Source organism: Staphylococcus equorum (assembly GCF_029024965.1).
Lineage (GTDB): Bacteria > Bacillota > Bacilli > Staphylococcales > Staphylococcaceae > Staphylococcus > Staphylococcus equorum.
The window spans coordinates 2,565,294-2,582,224 of the sequence record NZ_CP118982.1 but is presented as its reverse complement, the minus strand read 5'-3'; the positions used below and the strand labels follow the sequence as shown (position 1 = coordinate 2,582,224).

General features: G+C 31.0%; 8 protein-coding genes. 2 read left to right on the top strand and 6 right to left on the bottom strand.

Annotated features, from left to right (window positions below):
* Positions 1-95: 95 nt before the first annotated feature.
* Positions 96-7,544: a non-ribosomal peptide synthetase gene (locus PYW44_RS12575; protein ID WP_081288841.1), complete on the top strand. Its 7,449-nt coding sequence runs from the start codon at positions 96-98 to the stop codon at positions 7,542-7,544.
* Between the two features lie 572 nt (positions 7,545-8,116).
* Here PYW44_RS12575 and PYW44_RS12570 read toward each other — a convergent pair.
* The 6 genes from PYW44_RS12570 to PYW44_RS12545 form a co-directional block, all read right to left on the bottom strand.
* Positions 8,117-9,394, bottom strand: coding sequence for a condensation domain-containing protein (locus PYW44_RS12570; RefSeq protein ID WP_002511957.1), 1,278 nt, complete (start codon positions 9,392-9,394; stop codon positions 8,117-8,119).
* Positions 9,395-9,416: 22 nt separating this feature from the next.
* A complete protein-coding gene (locus tag PYW44_RS12565) occupies positions 9,417-10,235 on the bottom strand; it encodes an oxidoreductase (RefSeq protein WP_002506100.1) in 819 nt (272 codons plus the stop codon).
* A 322-nt stretch (positions 10,236-10,557) separates the two neighbouring features.
* Positions 10,558-10,824 carry an FmdB family zinc ribbon protein gene (locus PYW44_RS12560; RefSeq protein ID WP_021339619.1) on the bottom strand — a complete coding sequence of 89 codons (267 nt, stop codon included), beginning with the start codon at positions 10,822-10,824 and terminating at the stop codon, positions 10,558-10,560.
* 123 nt (positions 10,825-10,947) lie between these two features.
* The gene (gene melB, locus PYW44_RS12555) at positions 10,948-12,318 is read right to left on the bottom strand and encodes a melibiose:sodium transporter MelB (RefSeq protein WP_021339620.1); all 1,371 of its coding nucleotides are present in this window, start codon (positions 12,316-12,318) and stop codon (positions 10,948-10,950) included.
* 197 nt (positions 12,319-12,515) lie between these two features.
* A complete protein-coding gene (gene melA / locus PYW44_RS12550) occupies positions 12,516-13,814 on the bottom strand; it encodes an alpha-glucosidase/alpha-galactosidase (protein ID WP_002506097.1) in 1,299 nt (432 codons plus the stop codon).
* A gap of 160 nt (positions 13,815-13,974) precedes the next feature.
* Complete coding sequence (locus PYW44_RS12545; protein WP_002506096.1) at positions 13,975-14,859, bottom strand: AraC family transcriptional regulator; 885 nt, start codon at positions 14,857-14,859, stop codon at positions 13,975-13,977.
* Positions 14,860-15,400: 541 nt separating this feature from the next.
* Here PYW44_RS12545 and PYW44_RS12540 point away from each other — a divergent pair.
* Positions 15,401-16,930 carry an NADH dehydrogenase subunit 5 gene (locus PYW44_RS12540; RefSeq protein WP_002506095.1) on the top strand — a complete coding sequence of 510 codons (1,530 nt, stop codon included), beginning with the start codon at positions 15,401-15,403 and terminating at the stop codon, positions 16,928-16,930.
* Position 16,931: the final 1 nt, after the last annotated feature.

The window sequence follows — 16,931 nt, the reverse complement described above, 5'->3', positions numbered from 1 at the left end:
TTATAACCTTTATTTTAATAATAATAAAAGTTATAAAAGGTTATTTTTTTAAAAAAATATGTTAATCTTAAGATATAAAAAAAGGGGGTTTAATTATGGAAACAATTAATTTATCAGATGCACAAACTGAGATTATTCAACTACAAGAATATTATGAAAATAATAGTATTAATAATATATCAGTTATTATTTATATTAAACCTGGTATTAAAATAGAAGAAATAGAAAAAGCATTAAATAATCTAATAAAAACACATGAAACTTATAGAATTAAATTGAAAAAAGTGAAGAGTGAATATAAACAATATATTAGTGAACATAAAGACAAAAAATTTGATTTTGTTGACTTTAAGAATAATCAAGTAGGGTATACCAAATGGATTAATGAACAAGCACGCAAAAATTTATTTTCAACAGATAGTGACTTATTTGACTTTAAAATAGTGAAATTACCTACTGGAAAAATCGGAATATTTTTGATGGAACATCATGTCATTTCAGATGCATGGAGTATAACAGTAGCTGCAAATACAATAAGTAAATATTTAAATGATGGACCGAATAGCAAGGAAATAGAATCTACATATTTTGATTACATCGAAGAAGAAATAGAATATAAAAATACTAAAAGATTTGAAAAAGATAAATCTTTCTGGTTGAAAAAGACTGAAAATTTAGAAGACAATGAATTATTCGAGAAAAATAGTGATAATAATGGTCATAGTAATAGAAAAAGTTATAGTTTGTCTGATATTGAAACCCATAGAATACACGAATTTTGTGAAAAAAATAATATAAGTATTAATAATTTATTCTCTGCTATGATGATTATTATAAAATATAAAAAAACGGCATCGAAAAAAATTTCAGTTGGGTCGATAATGCATAATAGAAATAAAAAAGCAGAAAAAGGAGTTACAGGAGTATTTTCAAGGGCGTTGCCAATTATAATTGATGTCTCTAGTGATTATTCTATATCTGATTTATTAACTCAAACAAAATATGAAACCTTCAATATATTAAAGCATAGAAAATACCCTTATAGAAATATAGTAGAAGATAGTGGTGGGCAAAAAGGACTATTAGACTGTCTGATCTCTTACCAAAATACTCAATACAGTCATGAAGTTTTAAAAAATGTTTATTCAGATGAATGGATAGAAAATGGCTCAAATAACGCGCCATTAACTGTGAATATTAGTAATAGAAATCGAAAGAACACTTTAACTGTAGATTATGATTATCAAACAGCTATTGTGAATGAGAAAGAAATTATAGATTTACATAATATTATTTTAAAAATCATGGATAAGGCAATAGAAAATCCAAATACAAAAATCAAAAATATAGAGATATTGGATGAAAATGAGAAATATACAATTTTAAATGAATTTAATGATACAGAGGCTAGTTTAAATAATAAGGAAACATTTGTAGAGCGTTTTGAAAAACAAGTGAAAGCAACGCCTTATCAAACAGCCATTACGTATGAAGGTGAAAGTTTAAATTATGATGAGTTAAACGCACGTGCGAATCAGCTTGCCTATCAATTAAGAGCTGAAGGTGTTGGAGCTAACAGTTTAATTGCCTTAATTATGGATCGACAACTTGAAACGATTATTGGTATTTATGGGATTTTAAAAGCAGGTGGTGCTTATGTTCCAATCGATCCTAAGTACCCAATTGACCGCATTAATTATATTTTAGAAGATAGTCAACCGAAGGTTTTATTAACAGATCGAGAATTAGATGAAGCTATAAATTATGGAAATAAAGTCATTGATTTAACTGAAACAACAAGGTTAGAAGCATTCCCAACTTCTAATTTAAAACAAATTTCAGATGAGTCTAACTTAATGTATGTTATTTATACTTCAGGTACAACTGGAAAACCGAAGGGCGTTATGGCGCATAGTGAAGGCGTTATGAACCGTTTAAACTGGGTGATAAATAAATATAATGTCGATGGTGAAGATACAATATTATTTAAAACGCCTTATACATTCGATGTTTCAGTATGGGAAATCTTTGGCTGGGCAATGCTTGGTAGTCAAATTGTTCTACTACCTTCTGGAGAAGAAGGGAACCCTGAAAAAATAACTGAATTATTAGAAGGTTACTCAGTAGCGATGGTTCACTTCGTGCCGTCGATGTTAAATATGTTTGTTAATTTTATTAAATCTACAAACAACGCACAAGCCATTTCGAAACTAAAATATGTTTTAGCTAGTGGAGAAGCATTAAAACCGGAACAAGTTAATGACTTTAATCATTTTATTGGAAATAAAAACAATACTGCCTTACTCAACCTATATGGCCCTACTGAAACAACCGTTGACGTAACAAGTTTTGACTGTGAAAATCATAAAACATATGATTCGATTCCAATCGGCAAACCAATCTCCAATATTCAAGCTTATATTTTAAATGAAGATAATAATATAATGGGTATCGGAGTGCCTGGTGAACTTTGTATTGCAGGTGTCGGTGTCACAGCAGGTTATTTAAATCGTCCTGAATTAACACAAGAGAAATTTATTGATAATCCATTTGGGAAAGGTAAATTATATCGTACGGGAGATTTAGCGAAATGGAATGGCGACGGCAATATTATTTATATAGGCCGTATAGATGAACAAGTTAAAATACGCGGTTATCGTATTGAATTGGGTGAAATAGAAAGTATTTTAAGACAACATACTCATATCAATGATGTAGCGATTGTAGCGAGACCGATGGTTGATAATGAACTATCTATTTGTGCGTATTTAGTATCAGATGACTCACTTGATTTTGGATCTTTAAAAACATCTTTAGGTCAAAAGTTACCAGATTATATGATACCTGCATATATGACGCAACTTGATGAACTGCCAGTAACTTCAAATGGAAAGCTGAATAAAAAAGCTTTACCAGAAATTAAAGTTGAAAGTAAAGTATATGTAGCGCCGACAAATGATATGGAAAGCGCTGTAGCAGAAACGTTTGAAGCAGTATTACATGTGGATCAAGTTAGTATTCATGATAATTTCTTCGAAATGGGAGGACATTCACTTAAAGCCATTAGTGTAATCAATGAAATTGAACATTATATTGGAATCAGATTACCATTAAAAATTATCTTTGAGAAACCAACGGTTGCCCAATTAGCTGAGTTTATAAAAAATAGTGAAGACCATACGAATATTCAAGATATTCCACAAGCTGAAGATAAATCCGCTTATTACGTGTCTTCACAACAGAAGAGATTATATGTTTTAAATGAAATGACAGAGGGACAAACGGCTTACAATATGCCTGGAATATTTGAAATTAAAGGTGAAGTAGATATTGAACGTGTACGTTTTGCTTTTCAGAGTTTAATTAACCATCATGAAATTTTAAGGACACGTTTTGAAGTGTTTGAAGGAGAACCTGTTCAAATTATTGAGGATAGTGTATCTATAAATATAGATTATGAAGAGGAAATGGAAGTTAACGATGATACTCTGTTAAGTGAATTTGTAAGTCCATTTGACTTAGCACAGGCGCCGCTATTAAGAGTAAAAGTAGTGAAAAGTGACGAACAAAAATATCTCTTATTATTTGATATGCACCATATCATTTCAGATGGTCTATCTATTAATATTATTATCAAAGATTTTTCGAGATTGTATCAAAACCAAGCATTAGAAGAATTGAAAATACGTTATAGAGACTATAGTGAATGGATGCGTGAACGTGATTTAAGTCAACAACGTTCATTTTGGTTATCACAATTTGAAAAGGAAGCACCTGTTTTAGATTTACCTTATGATTACCCTAGACTTAAACAGCAAAGTTTTAAAGGTAGAACAATGTCAATGCACATGCCTAATGAAACTAAGAAAGCGATTCATCAGCTTGCGCAAACAACAGGTAGTACAGATTACATGATTTTATCGGCATCATTTATGGTATTACTTCATAAATATAGTAGGCAAGAAGATATAGTCATTGGTAGCCCTGTCTCCGGAAGAACACATAAAGATACCGAAGATATATTAGGTATGTTTGTTAACACGTTGGCAATGAGAAGCTATCCAGAACGGGATAAATCGTTCGAGCAACTATTGTCAGAAGTGAAAAACCTTTCTATAAAAGCTTTTGATAATCAAGAGTATCCACTCGAAGATTTAGTAGAAGAAGTAGTAGAAAGAAGCGATTTAAGTCGTAATCCTTTATTCGATGTATTATTCGCCTTACAAAATAATGATAATCAAGCATTTGAAATTAATGATTGGTCTGTTGAAATTAAAGAAGCATCACATACAAATGCGAAATTTGATTTGAGTATGACAATTGAAGAAAATGAAGGGTATAAAGTTTCATTAGAATATGCAAGTGAATTATTTAGTAAAGCGACGATAGAGCGTATGTTGAAACACTTTATGGAAATTTTAGTTGAAATTACAAAGGATCCTTCTCAAAAAATGACTGAGATTGAGATGATAACTAAAGAAGAAAAAGCAGTTATTTTTGATAAATTTAATGATACAGAGGCTAGTTTAAATAATAAGGAAACATTTGTAGAGCGTTTTGAAAAACAAGTGAAAGCAACGCCTTATCAAACAGCCATTACGTATGAAGGTGAAAGTTTAAATTATGATGAGTTAAACGCACGTGCGAATCAGCTTGCCTATCAATTAAGAGCTGAAGGTGTTGGAGCTAACAGTTTAATTGCCTTAATTATGGATCGACAACTTGAAACGATTATTGGTATTTATGGGATTTTAAAAGCAGGTGGTGCTTATGTTCCAATCGATCCTAAGTACCCAATTGACCGCATTAATTATATTTTAGAAGATAGTCAACCGAAGGTTTTATTAACAGATCGAGAATTAGATGAAGCTATAAATTATGGAAATAAAGTCATTGATTTAACTGAAACAACAAGGTTAGAAGCATTCCCAACTTCTAATTTAAAACAAATTTCAGATGAGTCTAACTTAATGTATGTTATTTATACTTCAGGTACAACTGGAAAACCGAAGGGCGTTATGGCGCATAGTGAAGGCGTTATGAACCGTTTAAACTGGGTGATAAATAAATATAATGTCGATGGTGAAGATACAATATTATTTAAAACGCCTTATACATTCGATGTTTCAGTATGGGAAATCTTTGGCTGGGCAATGCTTGGTAGTCAAATTGTTCTACTACCTTCTGGAGAAGAAGGGAACCCTGAAAAAATAACTGAATTATTAGAAGGTTACTCAGTAGCGATGGTTCACTTCGTGCCGTCGATGTTAAATATGTTTGTTAATTTTATTAAATCTACAAACAACGCACAAGCCATTTCGAAACTAAAATATGTTTTAGCTAGTGGAGAAGCATTAAAACCGGAACAAGTTAATGACTTTAATCATTTTATTGGAAATAAAAACAATACTGCCTTACTCAACCTATATGGCCCTACTGAAACAACCGTTGACGTAACAAGTTTTGACTGTGAAAATCATAAAACATATGATTCGATTCCAATCGGCAAACCAATCTCCAATATTCAAGCTTATATTTTAAATGAAGATAATAATATAATGGGTATCGGAGTGCCTGGTGAACTTTGTATTGCAGGTGTCGGTGTCACAGCAGGTTATTTAAATCGTCCTGAATTAACACAAGAGAAATTTATTGATAATCCATTTGGGAAAGGTAAATTATATCGTACGGGAGATTTAGCGAAATGGAATGGCGACGGCAATATTATTTATATAGGCCGTATAGATGAACAAGTTAAAATACGCGGTTATCGTATTGAATTGGGTGAAATAGAAAGTATTTTAAGACAACATACTCATATCAATGATGTAGCGATTGTAGCGAGACCGATGGTTGATAATGAACTATCTATTTGTGCGTATTTAGTATCAGATGACTCACTTGATTTTGGATCTTTAAAAACATCTTTAGGTCAAAAGTTACCAGATTATATGATACCTGCATATATGACGCAACTTGATGAACTGCCAGTAACTTCAAATGGAAAGCTGAATAAAAAAGCTTTACCAGAAATTAAAGTTGAAAGTAAAGTATATGTAGCGCCGACAAATGATATGGAAAGTGCTGTAGCAAAAACGTTTGAAGCAGTATTACATGTGGATCAAATTAGTATTCATGATAATTTCTTCGAAATGGGAGGAGATTCACTTAAGGCTATAAAGTTAACATCTTTAATATCTAAATCATATAATATATCAATTAAAGACATCTTTGAGTTACAGACCATTGCATCTATAAGTAAAGCGTTGGTTGAACGTGAAGAAATGAATGTAATGACAAAATTAGACGCATTAAAAATTCCGAATGTTAAGAATGAACATCATTTTAATAGTGACTTTATATCTGAAATCAATGATTACAAAGTGAAAAGTAATGAAAATTATAAATTTATTGATAAAGATGTAGTTAAATCAGATAAACAAATATTATTGACAGGAGCTACAGGTTATTTAGGTATCCATATATTAAAAGATCTACTAGAACGTAAAGATTTAATTATTTATGTCTTAGTGAGAAATAGTGAAAAAATAAGTGGTGAGAACAAATTAAATAACAATTGGTTCTATTACTTTAATTCTCAATTAAAAACAGAGGATTTGAGTCGTATTCATTTTGTAGAGGGCGATATTGAATCAAAATATTTAGGTTTTTCTAATAGCAATTATGATTATTTAGTAAATAATATAGATATTATTATAAATGCAGCAGCAAATGTAAATCATTTTGCGACAGAAGAGTCTTCTTATAACACAAATGTTAAATCAATCCACAACTTAATATCGTTTGCAAAAGATAAAAATAAAAAAGAAATTCACCATATGTCTACAATTAGTATAGCTTCAGGCAGTATAGAGGATAAAGATAGTAGTACTTTTTCTGAATATGACGTGGATATTTCTCAAAAACCAAATAATATTTATATTGATAGTAAAATAGAAGCTGAAAAATTACTTATTGCTTATCGTGAAGAAGGCATTGAGACGAACATTTATAGACTAGGTAACTTACAATGTGACTCTAGAACAGGAATTTTTCAAAAAAATGAAGAAAACAATGCTTTTTATAGTGTTATAAAATCATTCAAGATGCTTCAAAAGTTTCCAAGGCTCGAAGAAGATGACTTAGAATTTACTCATGTGGACCAAGCTGCAAAAGCATGTAATAAATTAATATTGAATGATCAATTAAGCAATGAAATCCATCACATTTATAACAACAAGCGCTTATCACTCCAGAAATTAATGGCAGTATATAATGAGAACAACCATTATATAGAAGCTGTTTATTGGGATGCTTTTTTGGATCACTTAATGGAATGTATAAATCTTGGTGTAATGAGTGATGAAGTCAATGCATTTCTACTGCATACAGGTATCTTAGACAATACATTATTTAATAAAGCACATTTTGAAATTTTGGATTATAAAACTAATTTCATACTAGAAAAATTGAATTTCCAGTGGGAACCAACAAGTGAAAATACATTAAATATAATGATTAATCATACAAAAAATAATTTCTAACAAAATGAGGTAGCAAATTTTATTTTGCTACCTCGTTTTTATTTTTTAGGATCTATACTAAACAGGACAGACTTAAAAATCAGTCCTGTTTTTTGGTATAAAAAAGCGCAAAAAATATCTATCATTGAAAATAAGATGGATGAATTTAAATGCGTTAAACATGTGGACAAGTGTTAATAGTTTCATCTTTTGCGACGCAACAACATATAAAGTCATGGATATCGTAAAAGATAGAAAATTACACTCATGAAAAATATTTACCGTTTCACTTAACAGAAAGGTACAAAGTTTTGACTCATACACTTGATATGTATGAGCCGTATTTTACTAACTTCAATACTTTATGCTTCTTCAAGCAAAAAAGAGATTAAGCAACATAAGGTTGCCTAATCTCAAAAAATTGTATCAATCCTCTTTAACAAAGAGCCTTAATCTTTCTCCATGACCTGGAAGTTCTAATGGTTTTAAAGCAATATCATTTTTGAAGTTTATATTTTAGGGGTGAAATATAAATTTATTGCCCCTGCATGTGGAATACAAAACAAAGTAATATTTACCATGAATTATCGACCTCATTTAAAAGGAACAACGTCTATGTCGTTTAAGCATGTGTGCGGATTATTATGAAATTGAACTAAAATATCCATTAAACTATAATGCATTTGTTCAATATAAGTCTCGCTTAGATAGAATGTGCTGAAGTCATAATCGATATGCAATGTATTCTCATTATTTCTATTACTAATATTCATATTTAATTTGTTGTAAAGATTTGCTTCATTTAATAACCATTCCTCTTTAAAACCTTCTTTTGTAATTTCATTATCATATTGCATATTATGATATGAAATAGCAAAATCAGCTAAGGCCGTTACATCTTTTTCCTTATTTTGTTCTATTAATAATGTAGTAGGTATTTTTCTATGTTTTAGTAAAGTGAAGTTCTCTTTTTTAACTAAGTTGATAAAACTTTCAACAGTTTGCTCAGGGTTTATTTCAACAATTAATGGTAGCGCTTTTGTAAAAAGACCACAAGTTTCTTTTTCGATGTTACTACTTCTATTATGTACCATTAAACCAATTGAATTTTGCTTCTTATTCGATAATTTACTAACATATAAATGCATTAAAGACATAAACATTGTACTAATACTAATAGAATAATCACTGCACATTTTATGAAGGAACTTAAATTCATCTTCAGTAAGAGAATAAGATTTTCTTACTGATTTATAATTTTCATTTTGTAACTTTGGTAAAAAATCAGTAATTTCAAAATTCAATACTTTATTAAACCAATAATTTTTATCGATTTCATAACGGTTAGAATTTAAGTATTTTTTGTCATCATTAGTGATATCTAAATAAGAATAAGGATTGGGTTCCATATTGTGGCCAATCAGAGTTTTTGCGACATAGTTAACGGAATGCGTTATGCTCCATGCATCAGTAATAATATGATGATGTGTGAAGAAAACGCAATGTTTTCCATCGGGTTTTTTTACAATTGTAAAGTCGTATAAATCGCTATTTAAATCAAATAAGCATTTGCTTTTTTGTTGATCAATCCAAGCGTTATATTGAGCTTCGTCTGTAAATTCAACTAATGGGAAGTATTCGAAATTAAAAGGTTGTAAAGATTGTTTTAGTTCACCTGATTCATTAATTATATGAATTCTATATGCATCAAAATTTTCAACAAGCTTATTTAATGCATTGTTTATTGCATCATAAGAATAAGTGTTTTCGATATATAATAAATTAGAAAGATTAGAAATGCTTGTATTAGGTTGTGATAACTCCAACATTGCATAATGATTTTGAGCCAAAGTTAGATTTGCAGTGGACATTTAAATTCGCTCCTGTCATAAATTATTTAGATACCGGTTTTTTGATAATAAAATTATATAGCTTAACTGGTAGTAATGCATGTAAAAAAATAGAGGTTTTAGCAAGAAAACCGACAATATATTGCGGTTTTACAAAGCGTCTTTCTATTGAATTAGTTATAACTTTAGCTACAGCGGAAGGAGGGTAAAATAAATTAAGTGAATTTAATTTAATCATTGAATTTGCCAGTGTTAAAGCTTTTTCTTCATAGATTCCTCCTTTAGCAGATGATTTAAGATTTTGAGCTGTAATAGAAGACCATTCTGTTTTTATACCACCCGGTCGAATAACGATAACGTCTATACCAAATTCGGAAAGTTCTAAACGTAAGCTTTCGCTGTATCCCTCTAAAGCATGTTTAGAAGCATGATACCAAGTTCCTAGATAATTAGGTATACGTCCACCGATTGACGATATATTTACAATTTTTCCTGCTTTTTGTTCACGCATGGAAGGTATAACGGCTCTTGTTATTTCAGATAGACCAAATAGATTTACTTCGAACTGTCTTTTCGCTTCTTCAATTGATACATCTTCAATAGCACCATATGATCCATAGCCAGCATTATTTATTAAAATATTTATATGGCCTTCTTTATTTAAAATATGGTTAACTACTTCTTTGATTGCATTATAATCTGTTATGTCTAGTTTCATTATTTTGACATTATATGCTAATAAACCTTGCATTTTCTTTGTGTTTCTTGCAAGAGCATAAACACGGTAGTCTTTTTTGGCTAACATTTTAGCTGTATCAAAACCAATTCCACTACTTGCTCCTGTGACTATAGCAACTTTCATTAAAACCATCCCCTTTGTTTTTGAAAATAAATAAAAATATTAAGTAAAATGAATATATATATGATGATTATTTTATAAATATATCACAAATTATACTTTTATTAAAAAAATAACTCTTTTTAGTTTTATTAAAATTATTAACGAAATGTTAATTCTATCTACTGAAAGTAAAATTAATGTTTTTAAATTAAATGTACTCAGTGTGAGGGTGTGAATGTACCGATGAAATTATTATTTAGAAGTAATGAATATAAAAGATCCACCATTACTACTTAATTCTAAGCAATGGTGGATCTGAGTATTTGTAATGCTATTAAATATATTAATGTCCGGCCATCCAAGGTCTGACAGCATTTGTAGTTGCACGATTTTGTTGAGGTAATTTATCTTTGGTAACGGGTTTGGGTTGTTGTCCTTGTTCAATACGATTTTTTAACTTTGAGTCCATTCCATAGGTTTGAAAAGCAGTATATACACGTTTAGATAAATGTCCACATTCAGGGCACGAAACGTTATTGTGTATGTCGTTCATGGATTGACGAATTGTAAATTCATCACAATTCGGACATGTGTATGTGTAGTTTGGCATTATTCATCAGGCTCCAATTTGGGCAAAATATCACCTTTGAATATTTCCCGGGGAATTGAAAGTGTAGAATTTTAAAATCAAGGAATAAATGAGAGTATCTAATACTTTCGTTTGTTTTTAATATCAACCTTTTTTACTTTTTCTTTGATTCAATACATGTACTACATCTTTAATGTATGTACCTTTTAAATTATAGCTCCATTTATAAATGAGGTAACTTGCTATTATACAAATAATAGGTAGAATAGTCATGATAAAACGCAATCCATTCTTGGTGAATTCACTTTGTTCTACACCAGGTTGATAACCTAAAAAAGTTAAACTCCAACCAGTAATCAAACCAGAAACTGCCATAGCTGTTTTCATTAAAAATGTTTGAGTAGAAGTAATGACACTTTCGTTTCTTTGACCAAATTTCATTTCACTATAGTCTATTACATCGGCAATAGAAACTGTTATAATACCCATGATAAATCCAGTGCCAATTTTTATAAAAGTAGTACCTATAACAACTGGTAATATAGCACTTGGTGAAAAATAACTAGCTAGTAATAAAATGAGTAGGCCTATAATGATACTACATGTTGCAATCGGAAATATACGTTCTCTTGTAAGTAATTTGGCAATTCTAGGGAAAAGAATTAATGCTATAATTTCTACAAATCCCATACCGTTATATAGGGCAAATAAGAATTTTGATTCTGCCACATAACTAAAATAATAAATGAGTACATTGCCAATGATTTGAGTACATAAGAAAAACGTAATTAGGATACCGATATAGGCTAGTAATTCTTTATTGGTAAATAGTATTCGCCAAATATCTTTAAAGCGTAGTGTAATACCAGTATCAATATTTGTAGGAGCCTCTTTTACATTACATACGGTAATGCCCATTGTAGTTATGAAAAAAAGAATGATAATTCCCGTTAAAATTAAGAAACCAGTAGATTGATCTCCAGTGCCGAAAATTGTATCTAAATATATTACAGCACTTAAACCTATAGCTCCAAGAATTAAGTTTGCTAAACTCGCAAAAATACGAGGGATGACAGATACTTCTTCACGTTCGGTGGGATTATTGGTTAGATTAGGTAACCATGACCAATAAGGAACATCCATCATTGTATAAGTCATGCCCCAAAGAATATACATAATTGAAATAAATATATATAAACTTGTTCCTGTTAAATCAAAATTTGTAAATAAAATAATTGTTACAATAGAATTTATAAGTGTGCCTATGACTAACCAGGGTCTGAATTTCCCCCATTTAGTTTTAGTTTTATCCACAATCATTCCCATGACTGGATCGTTAATCGCATCCCAAATACGAGCAACAAAATATAAGGAGCCCACAAAACCGGCCGCAACACCTAAGATGTCGGTAAGATAATACATAAGATATATACCTATTAAGTTAACAACCAAATCTTTACCAAATGCACCAATTCCAAATGAATATTTTTCTTTACGGGTTATTTGTCTCTTCAATTATATCACCTCTCTATAGTATCTAATCAATAATGAAAGCGCTTTAAATCATTGCGTTAACAAAATACGCATAGTTAATATGCTTGTGAAATAGAGTGTTAAGCTATATTTCTACATTGTGTAATCATTAATGGAATTTAATAATCTTAGAAAAACCAGACTTTTCTAAGATAAATAGTAAAAGCCTGGTTTTTATTTTAATTATATTCTGGTAACCAATTGCCATGTGCTTCAATTAAATCGTCGCATAAGGAAATAATGTCGTTAATAGATAACTCAGCTGCGGTATGTGGATCTAACATAGCAGCTTGGTAAATTTTACTTTTACTTTTAGTTAAAGCAGCTTCAATTGTTAATAATTGTGTATTTATATTGGTTCTATTGAGGGCTGCAAGTTGTTCTGGTAAATCCCCAACATAAGTAGGTGAAACACCATTTGCATCAACTAAGCAAGGAACTTCAACAACTGCATTTTCAGGTAAATTATTGATTAACCCACCTGTATTTAAAACGTTGCCACCAATTTTAAATGGCTTATTTGTTTCCATAGCTTCAATAATATAAGAACCGTATTCATGAGATCGTTCATGTGAAAGGTTTTGATCATTAACAATATCATCGCGCATTTGTTTCCAATCATCTATTTGTTTAACACAACGTCGTGGATATTCATCTAATGGAATATTGTAATTAGCTATTAATTCCGGATACTGGCTTTTGATAAAGTATGGATGGTATTCGGCATTATGTTCAGACGATTCTGTGACGTAATAGCCAAATTTATCCAGTAATTCAAACCGAATCATGTCGTCGTGAGTTGTTTTTTGTTTTTCTTTAGCTCGCTTTTTAATTTCTGGATAAAGATCTTTTTCGTTACGTTTAATTTCTAATAGCCAAGCCATATGATTGATTCCAGCGATTTTCCACTGTATGTTATCTTTTGGTAATTCCAAAGACTCAAGTAATTCACTAGCACATACTTGCACACTATGACATAGGCCCACTGTCTTAATGCCTTCTTTCAACATAATATTTGTTAAAACAGCCATGGGGTTTGTATAATTTAAAAACCAAGCTTCGGGACAAACTTCTTTTATATCGTTGGCAAAATCTTGCATTACGGGAATAGTTCTCAAATTACGAAAAATGCCACCAATGCCAAGTGTGTCGGCAATTGTTTGTCGTAATCCATAATTTTTTGGTACTTCAAAATCAGTAATTGTAGCCGGATCATAGCCACCAACCTGTATTGCATTTATGACATATTTTGCTCTACTCAATGCTGCTTTACGATTTTGATATGCTTTAATTGTAATGGTAGAATTCATGTTTTGTTTCAAGTTATTCAACATCATTTCTGAATCTTTTAAACGCTCTTTATCTATATCAAATAATGCGAATTCAAAATCTTGCAAAGCATCCACAGTCATACAATCGCCTAGTACATTCTTTGCAAAAACAGTACTTCCTGCACCTAAAAATGTAATCTTTTTCAATATTTACTCCTCCTGACAGTTGGAAAATAAAACTTAAACAACTGAATTTATTTTATGGAAATAAAATACTTGAATCGCTATAGCTTACTTTTAGGTTAGTCATTAACTAGAGGATAAACAAGCGTAAATATTTTTAAAAAGAGTAATATATTGCTCTTTGTCAATCGGTGAAAACTTTATCTACAGGCATTATATTGATGGTTTTTCTGTAATTATTTGGAGTTGTCCCGATAAACTTTTTAAATACTTTACTAAAATAATTACTAGAAGTGTAGCCCACTTCTTGTGCGATGTATTCAATGTTCTTATCATCTGAGGTTAATAAAATAAGTGATTTGTTTATTCTAGTTTTTGCTAAAAAATTAATGGGGGTTTCTTTTATAGACTTTTTAAATTGGCGGGTGAAATGATATTTAGATAAATTAGACACTTTAACAATATCATCTAGACTTATGTCTTCTTGATAATGTTTTTCAATGAAGTTAATCGCTTTTGTAATAGATAGAGGGAAATCATCAGAGTGTTGATAGCCGTATTCAAAATACTCTAAGCACTTCATAATAAAGGCGTAGGCGCAAGAAGAAGCGTCGTAACCATGGTTGATTCCGATAGTATCCACTTTTTCTAAAGTTTCTATAATATGTTTAATTGGTTTTGAGTGTAAAGGTAATTTGAATATATTTCCGTATGTATTTACAATTATATTAAATAATCTACTGACTTCATCGCCATAAATTGTGAAATAGAGAAATTCCCATTCATTTGAATTATGAGGTAGATAATAGCAATGGTTACTTGGAACTTTGACAAAAAAAGCTTCTCCTTTTTCTAAATTAAAAGTTTTATCTTCTATTTGAATAATGCCATAGCCATTTGTCGTATACTGAAAGATAAATACATCATTTTCTCCACGATTTAAACCATGCCATTTGTATTCTTGGCTTTGTTGAAGTTCAAAACCCATTGCATTTAATCCAGCAACTTTATCTTGATAATCTCCTTTAAATCTAAAACCATAAGAATTATAATTTAACCTATTTTCCAAATCTACGCCTCCCAACTTTTGTTACTCATTTTAACATGCTTCATTTACATTTCACTCATTTCTCGAACAACTAGTTGTTATATTTTGCACTTTTACAATAGGAGGTACAGATTTGAATGAAGTTTGTGTTTCTTGACAATCACGAATAATAAGTATATGTTTGTAATATTAAATAAAAATAGTCGTTGAATACTGCTTTTTTCACGATGTTAAAGCTTTAGCAAGTTGTTAATAATATTATTGGCAAATTGAAAAAGTGTACGAATAGTGTTGAAAAGTTAAAATCATCCGTCATATAAGATTAAATGTAATATTTTAGAGTATAAAATTCATAAACATTCATACATATAAGGTAGCAAAGCAAATCACTTCTTTAAAAAGTGCGTTGTAATGAAGCCGACAATTGTAATAAATCATACGTGGTTTATTGTATATTGTCGGCTTTTTTTAATGGAAAAATAACTGGACATAACAAGTTATAAATGAAAGTAGTTTAATCTTGTAACGCTAAAAGTAATGTAAAAAGAAAGGAGAATCTAATATGCTCACATCGCTTAATGTATCAATACTGTTAATTATATTTTTTATCACTGTCATTGTTTCTGTATTGAGTGGCATAATGTTTTTAAATTCACGCATACCATTGGCGTATGTGCGTATACATATATTCTTAGTGGCATTACCGCCGCTTGTAGCATTTATCGGACTTATAGGCGCACCGAAAAATATAGAAGTAGGGTTTTGGTATTCAGATTTTCTAGCGTGGTTAATGGCCTTTTTCGTTTTAGTCATAGGCTTAATCATTCAACGTTATTGTGTACAGTATCTAATGGGCGATCGAAGTTATAGAAAGTACTTCACTTTATTTACAATTACGACTAGTTTTGCCGCCATGGCTTGGTTAACAGGTGATTTGCGTATTATGGTTGTCAGTTGGGGCATAACGTTACTTGGTTTAACGCTATTAATCAGCTTAACAAGCGCTTGGAAAGTGACGAGAGCTGCTGCAAAAGTAACTGGTAAATTGTTTTTGTTAAGTTGGATAGCATTATTGTTGGCAGTAGTGTGGATGACATTACTAACTGGTGAATGGCGATACACCTCAATTTTCACAGCTTCAAATTTAGCTCAAATTAATGCGTGGGAAAGTTTTGGTATTAATATGCTCATTATATTAGCGGTTATGGTACCAGCTGCACAATTTCCATTTCAAAGATGGTTGATAGAATCAGTTGCAGCGCCAACACCAGTGTCGGCTATTATGCATGCAGGTATCGTTAATGCGGGTGGCGTCATATTAGCAAGATTTTCACCGATATTTAATGGTGACATTGCAACATTTGTGTTGTTATTGTTTGCGAGTATTTCTGTACTGATTGGTGCAGGTATAAGTTTAGTGCATGTAGACTATAAACGACTTTTAGTAGGATCAACAATTGGACAAATGGGCTTTATGTTAATCCAGTGTGCAATGGGTGCATACATTCCTGCGATTATCCATTTGATTTTACATGGTCTATTTAAAGCAACGCTCTTCTTACGTTCTGGTTCAGCAGTGCGTCACTTTAATGTACCAAGTCGTGCAAGTGAGAGAATGTCATACTTATGGATTGTGTCAGGACGTATATTAGCTTTGGCGATTGGTTTAGGTTTTTGGCTTACATCACCAGGAGAAGGCTACCGCTTAGTGAGTGGACTCATCTTAGCTTGGTCATTATCTGTATCATGGACACAACTTGTGGCATTTGGAGAAGGGAAATTCGGACGTATCATGGGCTTATTGATACTCATCGTCGTTGGTGCAGTATACTTTATCGTTCATCACTTCTTCGCTAGCGCCTTACATACGATGACTTTCAATAGTGTTCAACCACCTATGCTTGTCGTTGTAATTGTAGCTTTAGTGCTCTTGCTTGGTAGTTTAATGAGTACGTGGGTCGCGCGTAATCGTTCATCGGTTGCATTTTCAATATTATATATGTGGCTTGTACGTATCGGGGATGCAAAAGCTGAGACTGTAGAACGTCATCCAAACTACCTTAAAACATATTTAACAAAAGGAGGACACTAAA

Excerpts from the sequence above, each read along its gene's own strand:
- PYW44_RS12575 (WP_081288841.1), top strand. The coding sequence starts at position 96 with ATGGAAACAATTAATTTATCAGATGCACAAACTGAGATTATTCAACTA.
- PYW44_RS12570 (WP_002511957.1), bottom strand. The coding sequence starts at position 9,394 with ATGTCCACTGCAAATCTAACTTTGGCTCAAAATCATTATGCAATGTTG.
- PYW44_RS12565 (WP_002506100.1), bottom strand. The coding sequence starts at position 10,235 with ATGAAAGTTGCTATAGTCACAGGAGCAAGTAGTGGAATTGGTTTTGAT.
- PYW44_RS12560 (WP_021339619.1), bottom strand. The coding sequence starts at position 10,824 with ATGCCAAACTACACATACACATGTCCGAATTGTGATGAATTTACAATT.
- PYW44_RS12540 (WP_002506095.1), top strand. The coding sequence starts at position 15,401 with ATGCTCACATCGCTTAATGTATCAATACTGTTAATTATATTTTTTATC.